The organism is Leptolyngbya sp. NIES-2104, from assembly GCF_001485215.1.
GTDB lineage: Bacteria > Cyanobacteriota > Cyanobacteriia > Leptolyngbyales > Leptolyngbyaceae > Leptolyngbya.
The window spans coordinates 232566-254372 of sequence record NZ_BBWW01000003.1; the positions used below are offsets into that span (position 1 = coordinate 232566).

General features: G+C 48.4%; 18 protein-coding genes. 9 read left to right on the forward strand and 9 right to left on the reverse strand.

The window, feature by feature from the left end; all coding sequences use genetic code 11:
* Positions 1 to 16: 16 nt before the first annotated feature.
* Entirely contained in the window at positions 17 to 685 is a 669-nt protein-coding gene (locus tag NIES2104_RS29930; protein ID WP_059002629.1) for a hypothetical protein, read from the reverse strand.
* Positions 686 to 976: 291 nt separating this feature from the next.
* Here NIES2104_RS29930 and NIES2104_RS33700 point away from each other — a divergent pair, with 291 nt between their 5' ends.
* A complete protein-coding gene (locus NIES2104_RS33700) occupies positions 977 to 3019 on the forward strand; it encodes a glycosyltransferase (RefSeq protein ID WP_072218281.1) in 2043 nt (680 codons plus the stop codon).
* Between the two features lie 92 nt (positions 3020 to 3111).
* Here the strand turns inward: NIES2104_RS33700 and NIES2104_RS29940 are convergent, their stop codons facing one another.
* Positions 3112 to 4839, reverse strand: a complete 1728-nt coding sequence (locus NIES2104_RS29940; RefSeq protein WP_059002630.1) for a protelomerase family protein — start codon at positions 4837 to 4839, stop codon at positions 3112 to 3114.
* A 263-nt stretch (positions 4840 to 5102) separates the two neighbouring features.
* On the opposite strand from NIES2104_RS29940, the gene NIES2104_RS29945 reads away from it, so the two are divergent.
* The 4 genes from NIES2104_RS29945 to NIES2104_RS29960 all read left to right on the forward strand — a co-directional run bounded on the left by NIES2104_RS29945 (position 5103) and on the right by NIES2104_RS29960 (position 6886).
* Positions 5103 to 5462 (forward strand): DUF5674 family protein, encoded by a 360-nt coding sequence (locus tag NIES2104_RS29945; protein ID WP_059002631.1) that lies wholly within the window; start codon positions 5103 to 5105, stop codon positions 5460 to 5462.
* Positions 5438 to 5794, forward strand: a complete 357-nt coding sequence (locus NIES2104_RS29950) for a hypothetical protein (protein WP_059002632.1) — start codon at positions 5438 to 5440, stop codon at positions 5792 to 5794. The genes NIES2104_RS29945 and NIES2104_RS29950 overlap by 25 nt, the downstream gene beginning before the upstream one ends.
* A 325-nt stretch (positions 5795 to 6119) precedes the next feature.
* Positions 6120 to 6530, forward strand: coding sequence for a XisH family protein (locus NIES2104_RS29955; RefSeq protein ID WP_059002633.1), 411 nt, complete (start codon positions 6120 to 6122; stop codon positions 6528 to 6530).
* The gene (locus tag NIES2104_RS29960) at positions 6521 to 6886 is read left to right on the forward strand and encodes a XisI protein (RefSeq protein ID WP_059002634.1); all 366 of its coding nucleotides are present in this window, start codon (positions 6521 to 6523) and stop codon (positions 6884 to 6886) included. Before NIES2104_RS29955 ends, NIES2104_RS29960 begins: the two co-directional genes overlap by 10 nt.
* 20 nt (positions 6887 to 6906) lie before the next feature.
* Here NIES2104_RS29960 and NIES2104_RS29965 read toward each other — a convergent pair whose 3' ends face one another.
* Positions 6907 to 7239 carry a hypothetical protein gene (locus tag NIES2104_RS29965; protein ID WP_059002635.1) on the reverse strand — a complete coding sequence of 111 codons (333 nt, stop codon included), beginning with the start codon at positions 7237 to 7239 and terminating at the stop codon, positions 6907 to 6909.
* Positions 7240 to 7325: 86 nt separating this feature from the next.
* The gene (locus NIES2104_RS29970; RefSeq protein ID WP_059002636.1) at positions 7326 to 7757 is read right to left on the reverse strand and encodes a hypothetical protein; all 432 of its coding nucleotides are present in this window, start codon (positions 7755 to 7757) and stop codon (positions 7326 to 7328) included.
* A 321-nt stretch (positions 7758 to 8078) separates the two neighbouring features.
* Between NIES2104_RS29970 and NIES2104_RS29975 the strand changes: the two genes are divergently transcribed.
* From NIES2104_RS29975 to NIES2104_RS29990, 4 genes are all read left to right on the forward strand, one after another.
* On the forward strand, positions 8079 to 13085 hold the full coding sequence (locus NIES2104_RS29975) for an Ig-like domain-containing protein (RefSeq protein WP_059002637.1): 5007 nt from the start codon (positions 8079 to 8081) through the stop codon (positions 13083 to 13085).
* A gap of 8 nt (positions 13086 to 13093) precedes the next feature.
* Positions 13094 to 13690, forward strand: a complete 597-nt coding sequence (locus NIES2104_RS29980; RefSeq protein ID WP_156427172.1) for a hypothetical protein — start codon at positions 13094 to 13096, stop codon at positions 13688 to 13690.
* Between the two features lie 86 nt (positions 13691 to 13776).
* Entirely contained in the window at positions 13777 to 15801 is a 2025-nt protein-coding gene (locus NIES2104_RS33705) for a glycosyltransferase (RefSeq protein WP_072218282.1), read from the forward strand.
* Between the two features lie 439 nt (positions 15802 to 16240).
* Positions 16241 to 16600, forward strand: a complete 360-nt coding sequence (locus tag NIES2104_RS29990) for a hypothetical protein (RefSeq protein ID WP_059002639.1) — start codon at positions 16241 to 16243, stop codon at positions 16598 to 16600.
* Here NIES2104_RS29990 and NIES2104_RS29995 read toward each other — a convergent pair.
* The 5 genes from NIES2104_RS29995 to NIES2104_RS30015 all read right to left on the reverse strand — a co-directional run bounded on the left by NIES2104_RS29995 (position 16588) and on the right by NIES2104_RS30015 (position 21761).
* A complete protein-coding gene (locus NIES2104_RS29995) occupies positions 16588 to 17103 on the reverse strand; it encodes a TniQ family protein (protein ID WP_202815252.1) in 516 nt (171 codons plus the stop codon). The two genes, NIES2104_RS29990 and NIES2104_RS29995, sit on opposite strands and share 13 nt — an antisense overlap.
* Complete coding sequence (locus NIES2104_RS30000) at positions 17100 to 17936, reverse strand: TniB family NTP-binding protein (RefSeq protein WP_059002641.1); 837 nt, start codon at positions 17934 to 17936, stop codon at positions 17100 to 17102. The genes NIES2104_RS29995 and NIES2104_RS30000 overlap by 4 nt, the downstream gene beginning before the upstream one ends.
* Positions 17930 to 19636, reverse strand: a complete 1707-nt coding sequence (locus NIES2104_RS30005; protein WP_059002642.1) for a Mu transposase C-terminal domain-containing protein — start codon at positions 19634 to 19636, stop codon at positions 17930 to 17932. Before NIES2104_RS30005 ends, NIES2104_RS30000 begins: the two co-directional genes overlap by 7 nt.
* A 278-nt stretch (positions 19637 to 19914) precedes the next feature.
* On the reverse strand, positions 19915 to 20805 hold the full coding sequence (locus tag NIES2104_RS30010) for a hypothetical protein (protein WP_059002643.1): 891 nt from the start codon (positions 20803 to 20805) through the stop codon (positions 19915 to 19917).
* Positions 20802 to 21761: a site-specific DNA-methyltransferase gene (locus NIES2104_RS30015; RefSeq protein WP_263971086.1), complete on the reverse strand. Its 960-nt coding sequence runs from the start codon at positions 21759 to 21761 to the stop codon at positions 20802 to 20804. Before NIES2104_RS30015 ends, NIES2104_RS30010 begins: the two co-directional genes overlap by 4 nt.
* Positions 21762 to 21807: the final 46 nt, after the last annotated feature.

A 21807-nucleotide genomic window follows, 5' to 3' on the forward strand; every position in this document is an offset into this window, starting at 1 on the left:
TCACGCTCAAGCTGTACTACTCGACGCTCAAACTCAGTTGCAGTAAACGTTTTAGCCGTTTGAAGCGGAAAAATAATTTGAGACGAAAGGAAAAATAACTTGAGACTCGACAACGGTTCGCAGCTGGGATCGAAAAGACCAAATCACTGGGATTCAGTTCATCTACTGCCTGTAATGTTGAGATCGCTTGAGTTCTTGACCACATCAAGCCAAACTGCGTTCCGGGTTCGAGCGTGATCTGATGTTTATGAACGCTTGATTGAAAATCGATTTGAGCTTCATCATTCAACACACAGCCCAACGTGGAGTTGCTAATTGCTCTCTTGATCGCGGCTTGTACAAATTCTGGAGAACCCGTTTCGAGCGTTTCTAATCCTGCCAGACTAAAGAGTGCAATTTCGCCGATTTTTGGCGTAGAGTTTGAAAATGCAATCCGAACGATTCCGCCAGCTTCAACCGTGAACTGTCCTGCCGTGAACTGAACTTGTGTTTGATCTGGTTCGGTTATTTTAAACAGGTGATCTACCTGGCTACCATCAATCACTTGAACGATGGGCACTTCACTCATGATGTCTTCTGAAGTCATCTCCGAATTCGACAGCAAAAGTGCAGATTCGTTTAGAAGCGGTGAATCGGGTGATGAGTTTTGTGCCGAACTCGCATCGAACTGAAAAGACTGAGACATAGTAGAATGCACCGGGTAGAAATGAGAAGCTACAACCTGCCGAACCACTGTTGGCTTCATTAATGCTTAATATTTCAGACTCATTTCAATCAAAACATGATGCTTTTACGCATTTATTAAACAACCTTTTCCCATTGCTTACGTAATTAAACGGGCTTTTTCCGTAGAAACCGCAGTCCCAAATCTGTGACCGATTAGTAAAGTGTGGGGCTAGGTTAGTGTGTTTCTCGCTCGTCGAACCGCAAGGACTGAACCACATTTAAATTCCCCAAGCACTGCATCTCCCTTGATATGACCACTCTGCCCTCAATTTCGATCATTATCACGGTATACAATCGAGCGTTCTTCTTAGGTGCGACGATCGAGAGCGTGCTGGCACAGACGCGGAAGGATTTTGAGCTATTGATCTGGGATGATGGCTCGACGGATGATTCTGTCGCGATCGCACGACAGTATGAGCAGCAAGACGATCGTATTCGAGTCGTTGCAAGCTGCCATCAGGGACTCTCTCCCACTCTGAAAGCCGCAGTCGCAGCAACAATAGCACCATTTGTGGGCTGGGTCGATAGTGATGATTTATTAGCACCAACCGCGCTAGAAGAAACAGCCGCAGTTCTGGAAACACTGCCTCAAGTTGGCATGGTGTATACCAACTATCATTTGATTGATGCCAGCGGTCGCGATCATGGATTGGGTCATACCTGTAAAGTGCCTTATTCACCAAAGCGATTGTTAGTAGATTTTATGACGTTTCATTTTCGGTTGATTCGTCGATCAATGTACGAGCGAGTCGGGGGTATTGATCCCACTTATCCGACGGCTGAAGACTATGATTTATGTCTAAGACTTTCTGAAGTGACTGAAATTCAGCATCTTGCTCGTCCGTTGTATTTTTATCGTCGGCACTCCGCCAATAAGACCAACGAGCAGATGTTGACAATTCAGTGGACACAACGTGCAATTGAGGCTGCGATCCGCCGTCGAAATTTAGACAGCCACTATCAACTGCACACCCGACTGGTTGCCTATTTCTCACTTCAATCTCGCTCAACGACACCTCAGCCGCGGAAAGCGGTAGAACTGGTTGTTCCAAAACCCAGAACGCCGCTGGTGTCGATCGTCATTCCTTGTCATAACGCTGCACCACGACTCGATGCCTGCCTCAAAAGCTGCGTCGCGCAAACTTACCCGAATCTGGAAATTCTTGTCGTTGATAATCAGTCAACCGATGATTCAATGTTGATCGCCAAACACTGGAGTGAACAGACGGAGCGCCCGATTCGGATTCTACAGTGTGAAACTCTGGGAGCCAATGCAGCAAGAAATTGGGGATTTCAACAAGCAAAAGGGGACTACATCCAATGGTTAGATGCAGACGACGAACTTGAGCCAAAAAAACTGTCGCTCCAGGTCAATGCACTCGAACAGCAGGTTGAGGTGGATGTGGCATTTGGCGATTGGGAATGGCAGTTTGTCAATCAGAATCAGACAACACAGTTCAAATTTGCTGGACAACAATACTCGGATATGCCATTACAAATGCTGTGGGACAATTGGCGACCCCCGCACTGTTATCTCTTGCGACGCTCTGTAGCAGAGCGGCTAGATCGCCTGCAAGCATGGCATCCAGAAACCAGAATCTGTATGGATCGGGAGTATTTTACGATCGCTGCACTGCTAGGGTTGCGGTTTCAATACGTGCCTGGGTCGCTGGTGCGGTATCACTGGTGGTCAGCGAATCAACTCAGCCGGAGTCGATCGTACCAAGAGCGAGTTGTGAGCCGTGCCCAAATGTTTCAACGGTTTCGCGATTTATCAGAAGTTCGGTGGGCAGCAGGAATTCCAGAGAATTATCGCTTCCTTCTACAGCAGAATTGGGAGATATGGCTGCCTGCCTTTACAATCCACCACAAGGAGACTCACTCAGTTCTTAAACATTCTGAGACGAATGTAGAACTTGCACTATCCCGACCTCAGCAGCAAATTGCAACGGCACTTTCATCGCTCTCCATGCCACAGACGTTAGAGGATCTGTCGCGTTGGGTACTGCGGCAAATTTGGAGTAAGTTGATTACAAGAATAAGCGAGGATTCTAATGCCTTGCTCACAACTCAACAGTTAACGGAGGAATTAGCTGTTCAACTTGGATTTTCAGTGCCATCTTTTCCAACCTCGGTGACTGATAGTGATAGAAATGAGACAGGCTTACTCATTACACCATTGCTGCATGACTTTCCCCTCTTTGCCCCCTCATTTGGTGAGTACCGCCTGATTGTTCAAGGTTTTCTTGAGTCTCTGCGACAGCATGGATGGCTAAAGCGTCTTAGTCGCTAGGGTGTGTTCAACGGATGAACAGTCTGACGCGAAGTGTTGTTGACCTGCAAACTAGCGGAGGTGTTTGCGATCGCATCTCCCACTAAATCCTGTCATTCATCTGATCCTACCAGCGTAATCACATCGGTAACTTTGTGTTTCCCCCGATGTTTGAGGTTATGCCTCTCCGGGTCAATTTGATGTCTTTGGTGATGCTCCTGGACATCACTGCGTTCCCTCAGCGTTTTTTCGATTCTAGGCTGAGATCCCCCAACACTCTTCAAGAGTGAAATCGTAATCGCCCATTTCTGATCATGGAGTCGATCTCGTTTATCGTTATAGTCCATAATCGCCCCAATCCAATCATCGATCAGCCGTTGACTACTTTCAGTCGAGGACTTCGTGCGTTTCGCCGATTCAACCGGGGCGCTCAGTGGTTTTTCCGGTTTTGGTTGTGGCTTCTCGGACTGGATTCGTTTTGCCTTTGGTGCTGGCTGAGAGATCGTCGCTTGTTGTAGCGCCACCAATTGTTGAATCGCCCCGACCAGTTGTTGAATATCCTGACGCAATGGGTCATCTGCCTGGAGCTTTTGAGCCTCCACAACCTGTTGAGGTCGTTCTTCAGTCGATTCTACCTGTTGGGTGTTCTCTTCTGCTTCCTGGGTCAAATCCGCCGCATTCAACCGTTCTTCAATCCATTCCAGCAGTTTCTGTGCCTTTTCCGGTTGCGTCCCCTCCGGTGAAATCGTCTCCAACACCTTCGACCAGCGATCGCGCTCCTGTTGAAAAATCCGCAACTGCCCCACTTTCCGACGAGGCGGCAGAGCTTCAAGCGCCTGTTTTGCCTGCTCCAAGCTTGCCTGACTAAACATCTCAATTGCCACCACTCCTCCATGCCCCAACTTAATGCCTTTACGTTTACCGTTGTAGAGCGCGATCACCTTGTCTGCAATCTCATAATCGCTGTAGTGACGTGAAGCCGTCAGGGATCGCTTCAACTCACCATCCTCTTCATCGAGAATCTGAAAGTGCCCTTGAATTGCTGCCTTAAACTCAGTCGCATCAACGGTCGGTGGGCAATACCAAAAGGTGGCAATACAGGCATACACGGAGCGAAACAAGTGCGTGTACAAATTATCCTTGCCTTCCCTCGTCGGCACGAGACCTTGAAAGTTTTGATCGCATGATCGCGCCACCGCCTGCCCAAACTTGGCATTCACTTCATCAGCGGGCATCTCCACTGCTTGGGGTAATTCCCGGCGTAGTTTCTCGATCGCCGTCACGACACGTTTCGCCGTCGCCAGCGTCGGAATTTCAAACGCCAACCCCTTCTCCCCGCGCCGTTTCACCGCCCCCCGAAACGTCACCGACCATTTCGACTTGACTTCAAACCGAGCGGTCGAAAGCAATTCAGCCGAGCGTCGTCCCGTCAGCACTGCCAACCCAGCGGCAATATCCGCCCAATCTGGCTGCCCGATTAATTGGACAGCCCGCGCCGCGATCGCATCGGGGTCATGAAGAAACTGCACCTGTTCATTGCGCTTAGCGACATTGCCTTGTTTGCGATCGTTAATTTCGGCATACTCCTGCTTAGAAAGCCCCACAATCTCCAGTGACCAATGATCTTCTCCCAGCGCATCCTTAATGGCTCGACGAGTCATATCCATCAGTCTTTGTTGTTGGTCAAGCCTGGGCTTACTGTGTTGCGTTGCCCAGTGATCGCGCATCTGCACTGTAAAGTCTTGCAACCGTTGACGATCGCCCTCAGACTCAGCCAGAGACTGAATAAAGGGCAAATACTTATGTGTGATCGCATGATCGAGCCAAGCGGAGCGACCCATACCGAAAAGCTCCAGATTCAGATTTGTATTGATATAGATACTATATCCACATCCATATTAATAGTCAATGCAGCGCGAACCCTATTTATATATAAACTTCCTCACCATGCTAGACCTCAGATGATTGCGAACGAAGAGAGGATTGAAAGGTCAGCGAATTCATCGTGGTCAGGGGGAACATGACATAATGCCTCAGATCGCTAAATTTTGCCTCGTAGATAGCAGAAACAGCGAATTCTTGAATCTGAATTAACCTGAAAGTGATGATTGAAATTCTTCAGAGTCGCGCCACACCAGAGCAGATGACCTCCATGCTGGAAGTACTGGGCATCTATGTTAAGTTAGGGGTTGACATTGATCGCGAGGTGATAGCCGGAGGCGGAGAGCTTCATGCAGACTGTGAGAAAGTGCTGCTTAAGTCTGGGAGTCGGCAAGCCGACGTGTGGGGCGCGGATTGGTATCCCTTCAGTCAAACGATTGGGTATGAGTCCATCATCAACATCCGAGCGAATGCAAACAATCGCTCAATGAAGATCCAAGACCCGGTGATTCGATCGCGAATTGAGGACATAGTTTATCGGTATTTAGGCGGTGTGGAATGGCAATCAACTGGGACAATCTGAAGCAGCGATACCTCCAATCTGGTCGTGCCTCTCAGTTAGAAAGCATCGTCCTGAACCTGGCGCGAATTCAGACCTTAGCCAACAGTGGCGAGGACGGACAAGTGGCGCGTCACTTAGTGCGAGAGAGTCAGTTTTTGATTGAATGGACGGTGCCAACGATTGACCTGGAAACTGACTTGCCGATTGCCACAGCATTAGTTGATCTTCAGCGACAACTCAGTGAGTGGAAACTCGATTGGGACGGGCTGTGGGAAAATGCCAGCGCTCGTTCCTCTTTAGTGATGCAAGCCCAGCAGTGGTGCGACCGATTACAGACTTGTGTGATGCCGTAGCGATGACCTGGCGGTGCAATGGAGCAGAAATATCAGTCGCAACGCGGTCTTAGCGGGCGTGAGATAAGGCAAATTACCGAGTTTGAGCATCACCATCAAAAGCGATAGACCTGTGCTGGCAGGGGGACTCTTGGACACAGCCGCGCAGTAACTCTGGCAGTTGTGCCTCTTCTGGGGTGCGGAATGTCATTGCTTTCAGCCGCTTAGTCAACCGAGTTGTCTTTGTGCGATCGCTTGCTCAGATCCAGATTAGAAGGCAAATTGAAACCCAAATGCCCTGCAAGATGGAATGCTTACAATGAGAAGAGAGTGAGGTAAATCTCGGATGGCAAAAGACCGATTTCATTATGTGGTCAGAACCGCATTGGAAAAAGAGGGCTGGAGAGTTACCGATGATCCCTACGTCATCAATATTGATGATGTCGAGTTCGAGATTGACTTAGCGGCAGAAGAACTTTTGGCGGCAGAGCGAGAGGGACGCAAAATCGCCGTAGAAGTGAAAAGCTTTATCAGCCCCTCTAACACTTCCGAATTTCACACCGCTTTGGGTCAGTTTCTGAACTATCGGGATGCGCTTGACCAGATGGAGCCAGACCGCCAGCTCTACCTTGCCGTTCGTGAGCCAATCTACACCAGCTTTTTCCAACGCCGCTTTATTGTGTCAGCAGTGAAACGCTATCAACTGCGATTGGTGATCTATGATGTTCAACAAGAGGTGGTACTCCAATGGCTGTAGAGCAATATCGGCAGTATATTCAACGACTGCTCTCCGAGCGACGATCGCGTTCCTTCAAACCCCATAATGCCCAAGAGTATGAGGTTCAGACGATCTTCGACACTGAGCAGGATCATTATCAACTGCTTTATGTTGGGTGGCGAGGAACCCGACGTGATTTCGGGTGCATCCTGCATCTAGATATCAAAGATGGCAAGATTTGGATTCAGCATGATGGCACGGAAGAAGGAATTGCCAATCGTTTAGTGGAATTTGGTGTGCCGAAACAAGATATTATCCTGGCATTCCATGAACCTGAAGTGCGGCAATTCACCGATTTTGGCGCTGCTTCCTTTGATCCCGTTTCATCAAAGTAGAAGCTGACGACAAGCAATCCTTACAGAGGCAAATTGCCAAGCTTGAGCATCACCATCAGATGTTCAATGCGCTCGTATTCGTCAAGTTCCTGCCGTTCAGCCGGAGTCAGAACACCTTCCTGATTTCGCGCCAGTAGGGACCGCAATCGGTCTTGCATTTCCTCTGTAGGGCGAAACGCCGCAATTTGTTCAGGCGTGGGTTGGCTGGTCAAAAAATTGAGGACGTAGCGATAGACCTGGGCTGGCAAGGGTGACTCTTGGACACAACGGCGCAGCAACTCTGGCAGTTGTGCCTCAAGCGGAGCGAGCTGCTCGAATAACTCATCTGGAATCTGGATCGTAATGCTTGCCACAGGATGCTGCTCAACCCCTAGAAACTGTCAGTATTTTAGCAATTCAAGCGCGATCGAGAATTTAAGCAGCATCCAATGCAATCACCTCACGATCGCACACCCGGACTCTGAATTCCAAGATCCTCCATCAATTTGAGTAGCGGAACCTGTCGGATGGTGGCTAATTCTGCCAGTGCCTCGATTCGTTTCACCCCGATTGCTTCAATTTGCTCGTTGCTCTCCAACAGTTCTGCATATTCCGCATCCGTTAGAGCACCCTCATCCCGCTTTTCCAGCAAGCCCTGATAGCGATCGCGAAGGTCAGTCGGAATGCCTTGATTAATCTCTAAAAGTAAAGCAGTCTCTTCCGACGGTAAGGCGGGTGCTCTCCGTCTTGCCCGTACCAGCAGCGCCCCTTCAATGAACTGTCCCAAATCAGCATCACTCAATTCATTGATCACCTTGAGTAGTTGTCGAGTATCACGCAAAATGTCGTCGTACCAAATTAAATGTCGTCCGCGATGGAAAGTTTTGAGCATCAAGGATCTGCGCTCTAGATTCAACGATCGAAGGATTGAAGACGATGAATTAACATTCGGCTTTTTCCGCCAATCTTGTTCGGGAGATCAATTCAATAATCTCGATGGGAAAGGGCTTCTACCGTTTGAACGACACTTAACTTGAGACCTCCTGGCTGAAATTTACGACACGCAATTCGATACGCCAAGAATTCTCAAATCAAACTGTACTACTTTTGTCTCAAGATTCTGTGCAGCAAGCGTTATGGGTACTGAAACAGTGCGACATTCAATTTGGTACGACGACATTTTGCGTGATACTCGACAGTAGCTTTTTGGTTGATGAATGGCACAACGGTGAAAGATGCCTCGGTGTCACCCAATGTTGTGGGAGCAGAATGGACTCTTGAAGGAGTTGCAGATCTTGATGGCAACGGTAAAACGGATCTGTTTTGGCGACACAATAGCCGATTTGAAACTGTTACTTGGTTGATGAATGGCATGACTCCAGTTCAGGGTGGACTTTTACCCGCTTCTGTTCCATTGAACTGGAAAATTGAAGGGTTTGGAGATTTCAGCGGCGACGGCAATGCAGATGTGCTTTGGCGGAACACAAATAGTGGCGAGGTTGTGGCTTGGATGTTTGGATCAAGCCCATCTGGTGGAAATGTTCAAATCATTCAAGGAGATTTCCTATCTCACCAAAATCAGCGACTGTCTCAACCGCTTGAGTGGCAGGCGATTGGCATTGATGACTTTACGGGAGATTCCAATCTTGACATTGTATGGCGACACGGCACAACCGGAGAAATCATTGTCTGGGAGATCAATGGACTGAGAATGATCCGAAGCATTACCTTCAGTGATGCAAGTTTACGCAATCTCAGTCAACGAGCGATCGGGACCACCAATCGTCCTGTGATTCCCACACTGCCCGTTCTAGAAACCACACCGCCGACTGTAGAAATTGCCTTGGCAAATGATACGGGTACAGTCGGAGACCGCATCACTCGTGTACCCACTATTAATGGACGCATTGTTGATCAAGGTGGTTTGTTAGAAGTATTCGCGAGTCTTAACGATCGCTCATTTATCAATATTCTGAGTTGGCTTGCGCCAGATGGCACGGTAACGCTCGATCAGACCCAGCTAGGAACGCTGTTTGGTGGAGCGATCACGGATGGTAGCTATCAACTCAGAATTCGTGCCAAAGATCGCTCTGGAAATCTCACAAGTACTGTTGACACTCCGTTCCGTTGGACGCTCGATACAACTGCTCCGACTGCGACCCTGAATTTAGATCGAGCCACTGATACCGGACGCAGAGATGATGATTTCCGCACAAGCAGTCAAACTCCTCGATTCTTTGGAACCGTGGAGTCAGGAGCACAGTTGCAGTTGTGGTTCAACGATGTGCCAATCAGTCCAACCATTCATAATGGGAGCTGGCAAATTAATGCTCCCATCCTGTCTGATAATGCTTATCGAGTTCGAGCGGTCGCGATCGATCAAGCAGGCAATTCACAAGAAATCGTGTTGCCGTCGTCGTTGGTGATTGATACACAGACGGTAACACCCACCATTTCACAAGTCGCTGCTTCGACATCGGGTGCCGTCAATCAACGCACGGTAAGCGGAACTGCTGAAGCCGATGCGATCGTGTCGCTCTATGCGGGAACTGTGCTAATTGGAACCGCACAAACTGATGCAGATGGAAGATGGCAGCTTGAAACGAGCGTGCTGAATGATGGCAGTTATCCGATCGTTGCCAAAGCGATCGATGTCGCGGGTAATGAAAGCGCCGCATCAGCACCACTCGTTGTTGCAATTGGACTCAAACCCAATGCGCCCCAAAATGTCCGATTGCTGCCGGAAACGGATTCAGGCGCAAGCAGCACCGACAACATTACGCGCATTTTGCAGCCCAAAATTACAGGGACAGCAGCGACAGGCACAACGATCAAACTGTATCGAGACAATCAGGTCATCGGACAAACGCTGGCAGGTTCCACGGGGGACTGGACAATCCCGCTAATCGCTGAGTTACCGTCCGGACGACAAACATTGCAATTGACGGCAAGCAATGCGATCGGGGAAAGTGCAGCAACTGGGTTTGAGTTTGTGATTGATGCAATACGTCCTACACTGTCGCTGCAATTGCTAAACGCAGATCAGTTGAATGCAATCGCGGATGGTGTAACGATTGGAATGGGGTCTCGCTTGCTCGGAACGGTTGAAGGGACAGGATCAGGCGTGTCTCGATTGACCTATCAATTAGGCGATCTACTAGAACGCGAGATTCAGGTTTCTGCGGATGGATTGTTCAATCAATTGATCGATCTCAGTGGTGCGGTCAGTGGAACGAATACATTGACATTGAGCGTAATCGATGTCGCTGGCAATGTTCAAACCCAAACCTATACAATTGCGGTTGATGTGCGTCCGGTTGCCCCAGAAGCACCTGGAATGGTCGCACGATTGCGACAGGATACGGGAGCGAGTGCAACCGATGGGTGGACGACGACACCAGAGATTTTAGGGGTGCTTCAAGGTGGAATCGGAACGCTCGAAATTCAATTGATGTCGGGCACATTCACCAGTGAATTTGTTGATATTGCTTCGCTGCTGAATGCGAATGGAACGTTTACGATCAATGAAGCTCGTTTGGCGAGTTTGTACGGAGGTGAACTCGGTGATGGCTCGTACACGGTGCAACTGCGCTCTATGATCGCGGGCACGACGACGAATCAATCGGTGCAGTTTAATCTCGATCGCACGACACCGGAAACGATTTTTATCGGGATGACGAACGGAACCGAGTGGGAGCGTGGTAAACCGCTCGAAGCTCAAGTCAAAGATAAAAGTGAGATTGCGATCGAGTATTGGTTCGAGACGACTGAGGGAACGAGAATCGACGGACGAACCGTGTCGGTGACGAACGAGGAATTGAATCATGCGGTGCCAGAGTTTGCAGCAGAGAATTCGACACTGCAAAAGGAGCGCCCGTACGATTTGGTGATGACCAGTACAGATTTGGCAGGCAATCAGCAACGATCTCGCTTTCAGTTTTTCTTGAAGAGCGATCGCAGAGTCGTCGATGATGATCTGTGGGAAGAGCCACCGTCTGATGATCCACCGAATCCCGACCCAGAGCTTCCGGGTTATGTCGGTCCTGGAGGGGGCTGGGGGTCCTGGGGTAACGGGGGCTTCGCTGGTGATGGAGGTGGTGTATCGCGCATCGGCTCAGGAGGGTTTGCGATCAGTGGGGACACAGATGGCGACGGTGATCCGGATCAGCGAATTATTGTGTTCGAGGGCTGCGGATATGAATACAGCTACTATAGCAGCGTTTCGGAGATAGTGGAAACGGCTGTAGACAGTATCAGTTTTCATCCTCAAACCGTGCATAAAAAAGCAGCGCTCCACAATCGGCGCAATCTTTTAGACGCGATCGCGTCTAGAATTGAGCGATTGATTTGGCAGGACGGTGACTTTAGGAATGATCAGTCATTAATCGATCGCTTTCAGCCCGTGATGGAAGGATTGTTTGTCGATGCTTATGATCCTCGTGGTGAAGACGCAGGTGTGAGCGAATGTTACGCACCGTGGGCGGGACGCTGGTTGGCACAGGAGCTGGTACGTGATGAACGGTCTGTGCGGGTGCAGGTGTTTCAGGCGACACTGTTGGCGGTGGTGACGGAAGTGCTGAAAGACCATCCGGTGGTGGCTGAGTCAATTCAGCATCAGCAGTTAGTCGATGCGGTGCTGGAGTTGGGTAAGACGTATGCGTGGCTCAATCCTGATGCGGAAACGGCGATTCCAATCGAGGACAAAGACTTCGCGTTTCTCAATCAGTTGTGGCGGCTGCAAATGCCGGACGCATCGGGCAGTTTTGCACAGGATGCGAGTGCTGTGCTTCAGCAAAGCGTAGAGGCACTAACGCGATTATTGACTAGCGTAGATGATCCCGCAAGGGCAATTGAATTTATCAGTCGCTTGATCGTCTCTGCGACCTACGCCACGGCATTGAAAGAAGGTACAACACCAGACATCAAGAACCAGACATTTCTACGCGAGTTGAATGAGTTTGGGTTTGTGGCGGCAAGAGTGAATTTAAGGACGACGCTGGAAGCGCCGAAAGCGGGTGAGTTTTTGGAGGCGTTGTGGCAAGGGAGAGGGTTGTCGATCGCTCATGAGGGATTGAATGACTTCTTCAGTGGAACAGTTGAACGTGTTAAGTTGATGAACTACGCGGAACGACTGGTGCAAGCAACGCAGCAAGTTCAAGGGCTAAATTTGCAAACTCAGAAAAAAGACCCACGGTTTCTTAGCCATTTGCTCAACTTAGGTAGTGCTTATGTAGCGCTACACCTAAAGGAGATAGGCTCCAATGCAACTGATCCAAAGCTTTTCTTAAACACTTTATGGCAAGGTCAAAATCTTCAAAAGGGAGCTACAGAGCTAGAAACTTATCTAGCTCAATTTGAAGGTAATGATCTAAATCTTCTAAAAGGAAGCAGCAATCTTCTTCGGGTATTAAATTCGATTTCAAACCCCTATATTCAGTCAGAAATTCAGGATGTTGTTGTAACACGGAATTGGCTTCATGAGTTCGCATTCCATGCTAATTTGAAGCTCGCTCTACGTGAGGGTGAAATCATCCTCAATCCAGGTGATTTCCACAATGCAATTTGGGAGGCTTCAGCGGCTAATCAGCAACGAAGTTTAGCAGAGCAACTTTATCGCTTCATTAACCCAAATGAAATTCTTGTTGCTTCCAATAGTGATGAACTACTAATCGCACAAGATGTGTGGGAAGGTGTGCAAGGAGGATTAGGTTCACTACTTGGAGGAATAGTAACGCTGGGAGGTGGAGTTTTATATTTCATTACTGATGCATCAGGAAAGATTATTAGGACTGTATTCCATACAGAGGGTGATGAAGATGATCGAACTGAAGGTCAAAAGAAAACTCAAGAAGCAGTAGGAGAATTATTGCAAGATGCAGTTCCGACTGATCAGCAAGGAAGACCGTTAAGACCAGGTCAAAGACAGAAGGGCATAGTAGATAATTATGTTAAGGAACCTGGCAATAATGCGGAAGAAGCAGCTAATCGAGACTTCGATCGATTTGCTGGTAAACTACAGAAAACACCTAAAGATCAAGGTGGCGGGAAACGCTCAGTTGACCTACCTGATGGTGGTAGCGCTGGAGTCTATCCAACAGCTAAATCAACTGGAGAACCTTCTATTCAAATCAATTTGAATCAAGGTAATATCAATGGAAAAACAACAATCAAAATTCGATATAGCAGGCTTAAAGCAACGCTCATAATTCCAATTGCATGAGAAGAAAAATGACAGAGTTTAAGCATATTTGTCCTATTGAAGACCCAACTCAGCTTCATACCTATCACCAAATCATTGATAGTGTGTTGGGGACGATATACAGCGAAGATGATCTGTGGATTCGTAAACAGGAGAATTGGATCGCTGTTGCTACATCTGACTCTTTTTTCGAGTCAGAGTTTGAAGTGAGGTTAGCCAAAACGTTAAAAGCTTACGGTTATTCGCAAATCATTGCTGTTGCTTGGGAGAAACTACTCAACTTTCCACAAGCTTTCGTCATTCCATCTACATTAGAAGCTATATCAGAATTCAATCTGAAGAACCCTGGTTTTATGTTTGTAATATTTGCAGGCAGTCCTGATTGGCTTATTCTTCTAACACGACTAGAATTTCTGATTACTGCTGGTCAATCTAGTTTTGTCGACGCAATTTTAGGTTGCGAATTCGAGAATGCTTTTGGTGAAATTCCAGAAATGTCTGAGTCTGAGTACATAAATCCTGTCATTCGCAGACACTATAGCCACATTCTTGAACAGCTTCAAGTTATTTATCCACAGGTGGAGCCAGGAACTATTATTAGTTTAGGCTGGCTAGACTGGGATTAAGTCTAGATTCCTCTTGTTGTTAGGAACATATATCTCTCAATTTGTGGCGGGCATTCTAAGTTTGTCGATCGACCTCATACCATTCAATGCTCACAACGATCTCGCTCATCACTACCGTTTACAACCGCGATCGCTATCTCGCCCAAACCCTGGATAGCATTCTCGCCCAAACCTACCCCCACTTTGAACTGCTGATCTGGGATGACGGTTCAACCGATAATTCGATCGACATTGCCCACGACTACGCTCAACGCGATGATCGCATTCGCGTGATGCAATCCCCCCACAATCAAGGCTTTCCCCAATCTATCAAAGCCGCGATCGCTGCCACGACTGCCCCTTATTTCGGTTGGGTCGATAGCGATGACCTCCTCGCCCCGACTGCCCTTGCCGAAACGGTTGCCGCTTTAGATGCCCATCCTGATATCGGTTTAGTCTACACCAATCATCTGCTGATCGATGAGCAAGGCAACGATCGAGGTCTCGGACGACAATGCCGCATTCCCTACTCGAAAGACCGCCTGCTCGTAGACTTCATGGTGTTCCACTTTCGATTGATACGGCGATCGTGCTACGAGGAAGTGGGCGGCATCGATCCGACGATCTCATGTGCCGAAGATTATGACCTTTGCCTCAAACTCTCTGAAGTCACTGAAATTCATCATCTGCCAAAACCGCTGTATCGTTATCGTCGTCACGATCACAATGTCACCAACAATCAAGTTGAAGTCATTCGATCAGCACAGCAAGCGATTCAAAATGCACTTGAGCGGCGCGGATTGAATCAAGCGTATGAGTTGAAAATCACACCGACCTTTTCTCTACGTTCCAAGCCAACCATCACGCCGGCTTCGACGCTACCGAAGATCGCACCTGTTTCACTCAATCCGCTCGTCTCGATCGTCATTCCAGCTTACAACGCGGCTCCTCACCTTCAGCGCTGTTTGCGAAGCTGTCTCGCTCAACACTATGACAATCTAGAAATTATTCTGGTAGATAACGGTTCGACAGATAACACCATAAAGATTGCACAAATGGTAGCTCAATCTGCAAATCGCCCATTCCACATGCTTCAGTGCTCAGAACGAGGTGCAAATCAGGCTCGTACACTCGGCATGGACTCCGCACAAGGCGATTTCATTCAATGGCTTGATGCCGACGACGAGCTTGCACCGGATAAAATTCTGCTGCAAGTGCTGGCATTAACTCAGCAACCAGAGTACGACATTGCTTATGGAGATTGGCACTGGTGGTTTTGGCAAAACGATGATTGTTTTGCGCGATTGCGTTTTGTCGATCGTCCTTACAGAGACTTTCTGCTGGAGAGTTTGCTGGATAACTGGCGACCGCCCCATTCGTACTTGTTACGCCGGAGGGCTGCTCTGCGATTGCAGCAGTTGAATGCGTGGAATCCAGAGACGACGGTGTACATGGATCGTGAGTATTTTACCCTAGCAGTGCTATTGAACGATCGCTTCCTCTATGTGCCCGGAAGTGAAGTGCGCTATCACCGCTGGGCACTGACGCAGGTAAGCCGCCAAGCCACTTATCTCGATCGCGTCATCAATCGCAAACGGCTATTTCGTCGATTTCAAGATGTAGGGATGCTGTCTCAAGCAGAAAAGCTCACAGCACAGCACCAGTTTTTATTGCAGCAGTCTTGGGAGCTTTGGCAGCCTACTTTTACCTTGGTTGAAGAGGGCGGGTTTAGACTGTTCCAAACCGAGCAACCGGAACCTTTTGAAATCACTTGGCAGCAAGCAAATCTGGCGCGAGCATTGCTAAAAGCGCCAACGCCTCGCACCTTGGAGGACTATGCCCGTGAGGTGATGCAAGTGCTCTGGCAAGAGATTTTGGTGGAACTGACGCAAGCGGGAGTGATGCTTGAGTATGATTTGATTGTAGATAAGTTAGCTTGGCGAATTGGTAGCAAGACGACGAATGCAGCAATTCAAGCAGTTCCAGAGGTATCCTCTCTTGAAGTGTCGTTGCATCCGCTACTCACACAGGTTCCTCTGTTCACTCCGTTATTGAGCGAAGAAAGGTTTGTAGTGCAGCAGTTTCTCGATCAACTTCGTCGCGATCGCTGCTTACAACCCGTTCCCTTATAATTTTGTGTTCAATCCTGTTAATCCCTGAAGCGATCTCTGAGAAAATCTGCCAGCATCTGAAATGATCTGAAACGATAGCGGGTGCTTACCAGTCAAATGTTATTTGCGGGTTGGGCAAATTAGAACGATCAATAATCGCACCGCTCACAGCAACATTCGCGATCGTTGTTTCCTCCCATATTGTTGTGGCACATCGCGGTTTCTTCAGTTCTCACAACGCAATGGAGACAATTTAGATGGTATGTTTCGCTCGCTATTGAAATTTTAGAAAAATGCAACACTACAGCCGATAAACTTTCTAATCACCGAACAGAAATACACTGAAAACAATCAGTTTTATACATAAAAGACAATCAGTGAAGTTCCATTAAATCCTTGCCTTCGTTCAGGGACGCAGGCGTAGAGTAGTCACTGTTTTGTACGGATTAGAGAGGTCCTGATGTTGAATTTTCCTGATGACCCATTTTCTAAAGCGAATCTCGATCTGCTTGGCCCAGTGGACGTGATTGAATTGATGATCGACCTCCGCATTCAACTCGCACAGCTAGAACACAAACTCAAACGATTGCAACCCGTCTTCTTTTCGGCGTGTGTGACACTCGACCAAGCTAAGATTGAACGCGATCGCGCGATTGTGACGCGCAAGTACACCCCGGCGCAATGGACGTATGCCGCTGATGTCTTAGAACAAGAACTACTACTCAAACAGCTTCGCAAACAGTTTCAGCAGGATCATGAGCCAACCGGAGGTCGAGACATCACCTGGATGATTAAATTGCTGCTGGCTCAGCCAAGTTGATGCAAATCTGAATCGAACGGGTGCATCTGATGAAAGGGCAGCCAGCAGCATTCGCAGCACCCGTTTTCCCACAGTGCGGGTAATCGAAATGTAGTGTAACACGCAGGGCAAGCGGTGAGTAATGGAGCATTGTGGCGATCGCAGTGTTTAACTTCAGTTCGCTGCCACGCTTGACGATGAATTGGTTCTTCTGCATAGCATTTAGGGCAAAGTCGTGTTGCGAGATGGAGTTGCGATCGCACTGGTGGCAACATTGCTGCAAGCTCGGTTTCAGACAACCTCAGAAAGCAGACAAGTTTTTTCAATTGCTCCGCGTTTAATGGCTGCCCCAGTGACGGCATTTCTAATCCTCGCAGCAATCGTGCATCCATCAACATCAGTTCTGCCAACGCACTTTGACTTAAGCAGTTGGCTCGGCGAAATCGACCCAGATAATGCCCTAAGCTTTCTCCACGAAGCGGAGCAATCTGAAATATCCAACCGTCATTAAGCAACTCAATCATCGACATTCGGCAGCCACTTCATTCAAAATGTTGAACTCAATTCGCTTCAGTCCGCGTGACAAGGCTCGTACTGCTGATTCGCGTAAAATGCGATCGAGTAATCCCAGATACCCACCCGTGACAGGTCCGAGAATTTTTTGCATTTTGGCACTGCCTAAATGAGAGGGTTCCGGCAATCGCAACACATGAGTTTCCCAAATGGCGCTCGTTTCGACCAATTGGGCACTCGTAAGCCGTTCATAGCGATGGCTGGCAATAAACCGGCGATGCACTTGTTCATCACGCGGCATCACCGCATCTAAGCGATCCGTTCCCACAAGCACGATCGCAATTTGCAACACATCCAAAATGTCTTGAAGCTCAGAAAAAGTGCCACGCCGCAGTCGATGCGCTTCATCCACAATCAGCATTTCAACTTGGCAGGCTTTGAGAGTGCGATACACGCGGCTTCGCATTTCCGACAACGTACCGCGATTGAGTTGGTATCGCAGGGCTTGCAAAATGCCTTCAAACAAATCGCGATTGCCACTATCGGGCGGCGATTGCCACGATACCACCGGAATGTGCGGCGGTTGTCCAGTAATCAAGGTTGGCGGGTGTTTCAATCGATAAGTATCACACGCGGTCGTTTTTCCCGTCCGCGAATCGCCCACTACTCGACAGGGTTGCCGTGCAGTCCGCTTCTCATCGAGCCACTGATGAAATCGCCGCATTTGCTCTAATTCCACAATCCAGCGGCGTTGCAATCGGGCAATGTCGGGATTGAGTTGGGGGGCTGTTTCAGGTTGCTCACTGGGTACAGATTGTTCATTGATTTCGTCGGGGTTCACCACAGATCAAACTCCTGTTTCAAGGCTTCATAGTCATACACCCGCACATCGGGAACGACGATCTCAACGGGCGCTTCGTCCTCTGACTCGATCGCAGCGGTGGAAGCAGAGTCTGGAGAAGCAGGTTCAATCACTTTGCGCGTTGCCTTTGGTGTTGCACTTTGCACGGATCGTTTAGTTTTCCGCCGTTGTTGTTCCTCGATGTCTCGATCGCGCGATCGCACTTCCTCAAACATCGATTGGTTGCTGATTGTTTTTCCAGCTTGTCGTAACCGCCGACTCATTGCCTGCGCTTCGGCATAGGATAAGATTTCGGTTTCCAGTCCCGTGGCATGAGCACGACTGAGAAAGATATCTTTGCCCCCGTCTTCGCGGTAAATCAGAATGCTGGTGATGTCGCGGGGATTATATCGCAGTACCACCCAGCTTCCGGTGTAGCCTTCTAAATGCTCACCGCGATAGTTCAAGTTGGCGAACTGGATGTAACCGCCGCGATACACAGTTCGTCGATCGCGTCGCATGAGGCAAATATCTAATTCGCGATCGCTGAGCAAGGGAAGTTGAGCCAGCCGATCCGATTCCCAGCGTCCCAAGCGCGTTTGATCGCCAATTCTTGGATCAATCCCTTGGTTGTAGCGATCCACAAGGTAGCGCACAATTTGCTTTTCCAATTGCATCAAAGTGAGACTGGCATTCGTTTCAGCTTGCTTCGGACGGCGTTTGGTACTGCTTCCGGTGTAACCCGGTAAGTTCGCAAAGAGTTCAGTATTCAGGGTTCCAAACGGTCGCTCGACAATGCCGCCCTCTGCTGGATACCGCCGCTGACACAGGACAATCTTCAGTTCATTTGCGACTTGCTCCAGGTGTTTAGAATTGAATTCTTTGCCGCCATCGGTGTAGAGATATTGCGGAATTCCATAGGTTCCCCAAAGTTGTGTGAGTTCGTAAGCTGAACTGTATTGCTTTGGTAAGATTGCATGACGTAGAGCTAAACACACCACGACGGCGCTCGGTGCTTCCATTCCGAGATGAATGCCAATGATGCAGCGCGAATGAGTATCGACGATCGTCGTTAACCACGGTCTTCCTAGCACTTCTCCGACTTGATCCACAACCAGTAAATCCACGCGGGTGTGATCACATTGCCACACTTGATTGCTCTCTCTGACCACGACTTCTAAACCTTCACGGGTTCTCAGAATTAAGGTTTCGCCACTCCAGCCAATCGAGCGAGAACGCGATCTTTCCTCCTGTCGATCCATTTCACTTTGCAAAACCCGATAAACACTCGCTCGGCTCGGTGGATTGTTGTCTCCAATTTCCAATGCCCGTGCTGCCACGCGCACTGCCACTTGCGCTCGGCTCATTCTGCGTCCACCTCGATTCCCAGCACGATACGTTTGCAGAATGTAATTCGTCCAGTCTTCGTCGAGTCGCCGTTCTCCACGATCTGATCGTCCTTGTCGGACGACTCCAGCGACACCTTCGGTTTGCCACGCTTTCATCAAAAGCTGGACGTTTCGCACGGTCATGTTCAATTGCTGGGCAATCTCCTGCTGAAGTGCAAGATAGGTTGGACGATCCGGCGCATTCGCCAATCGCTGCATCGCTTTGACGCGCTGTTGTTCGTCGATCGTTAACTCGCCCGATCGCACTGTGATCGGGGTGCTATCTGGAACGGGTATTGGCTTGGCTTGCTCCATCGTGATGTCCCACTGCCACGAAATTTAATCTGAGATTCGACGCAGTTACTCTACACCTGTCCAATACCGCTTCAGTTCACGCTTTACACAATTTCTCTGTTCGTAACACCTCGCAAATCGCGAAATTTAATTTGAGACAACCGCTCCAGAAATTTACGAAAAATAATTTGAGACATACTCGGTCTCACACTCAAACTGTACTACTCAACGCTCAAATGCAATCATAGCAATAGTTTCAGAGGCTCGATCGCGAAATTTAATTTGAGACGAAACGAAATTTAATTTGAGACTCGACAAAAGAAGTAATCGATCGTCTGAATGTGTTGCGAAAGCAGCGCATCCGTTCTCATATTGGGGCGGATATCACAGTAGTACACACCGTCTAATGGATTGAGTTTGATGGTGTAGGCTTTGAAGTGTCCAGGCAAGAAAGTAGCACTAATTCCGTAGCGGTCCGATCTCGAAGTTTTCTTGCGCTGTACATCATTGAGGAAAATAGCAATGTGCGGGAGAGCAGTATCTGTCAGCTTGCTGTACAAGAATTTATCGACAAACACTTTATCAATTCGATCTTTACTTGTTGTTTTTACAAAGCCAATCAGTTTCAGTTCACCTGCTTCTCCAATTAACAGATCATGCTGATAGCTAGAGTGGAACAGGACTTCATCGTTTTGATCTCGCACCGGAACTTGCACGGTTCCTGATACACACTCGATATCGAGTGTGACAATCAGAATCCGAATCAACCGCTCAAATAAATCTCCCGTGATTTTACGCGCTTGATTTGATTGTCCCGATGGCAATGCGTCGAGCGCTGCCCCGATCGATTGCTGGAGCGTGTAGATGGTCTGAATCATCCCTTGCCTGAACTGCTCATCTGGCGTTACTCGGTTTCGCAACTGCTCAAGCGTTTGAAGAAATTGAGCCGCTGATGCTTCAAACGTCTCTGAATCGTACATTAAGCGCGTATTGATCGGGCGGGTAATATTATAGTGACCCTCTGCTTGATACTGATAGAACTGATAATGCGTTTCGTTTTGAGAAACAATTTTGGCTTGAAGTCCTGTATCAATAAAGTCCAAATACAATCTGCAAAACCCGATGTAATCGTGGATCGACTGGAAACGAGTTTTGTCAGTTGCATAATTCAATAGATCAGGTAGATTCATCGAATTGATTCGCGCCGCTCAGCGTTTTTGCGATCGTAGGCGATCCATTCATCTTTGGTTAGACGGCGAACATTCTCAATTCGTCGAACCGCCCACTGATTATATTCAGAATTAAGGTCGCAGCCCATCCAGCGGCGATTTAATTGCTCAGCAACTACAGCCGTCGTTCCAGAACCAGAAAAGGGGTCGATTACTAGATCTCCTTCTTGTGATGAGGCAAGAATAAACTTACGTAAAAGCTCCTCTGGTTTCTGTGTGGGATGTGGCGTTGTTTCACCCATTCCATTGCAAGTCGTTGGAATTTCGATCACGTCCTTGGGTTTCGCGCCTTTTGGGTTTGGCAACCAATTGCTATGTTTCTTGGTTTCCCCTTTTCCGTACGCACTTGTTTCGGCTTGGGGATGAGATGGATACTTTAGAGTATGAGCACCGTAAGGAATCCTTACATCGTCGGTGTTCAGCTTAGCTTTGCTGAATTTACGAAAATGAAGAATACTTTCATGCGCTCGCCCCCAATCGCTACCCAAGTTGGCTTTATTTTTGTAATACCAAATCAACCAGCGGCAGCTATGAAAATATTTAGAGGCGGGATGTTTAAGATCAGCTAAAATTTCTGAGAAGCCGCAAATATAAAGCGATCCGGTCAGCTTAAGTACTCGCGACGCTTCGCGAATCCATTGCATCGACCAGTCAATATACTGCTCTTGACTCTCAAAACTATCCCAGTCAGCTTTCTTGATGTTGTAAGGCGGATCGGCGAAAATTAAGTCTACACTCTGGTCAGCAAGCGATCGGAGCCACTCAACTGAGTCTCCTTGATAAAGCTCTCCATGAGAATGACTGTACTGCAATTGAATTGATGAAGCGGTTTCTTGGAGATTGTGTATTGTACCGTGTTCGGTTACAACATTCAGAGAAAGCTGCGTTGAATCTGCTGCCTGACCAGAAATGACCACTCCCAATGCTCCTCCGCCATTAATTCAAATCACTAGGGCTAAATTA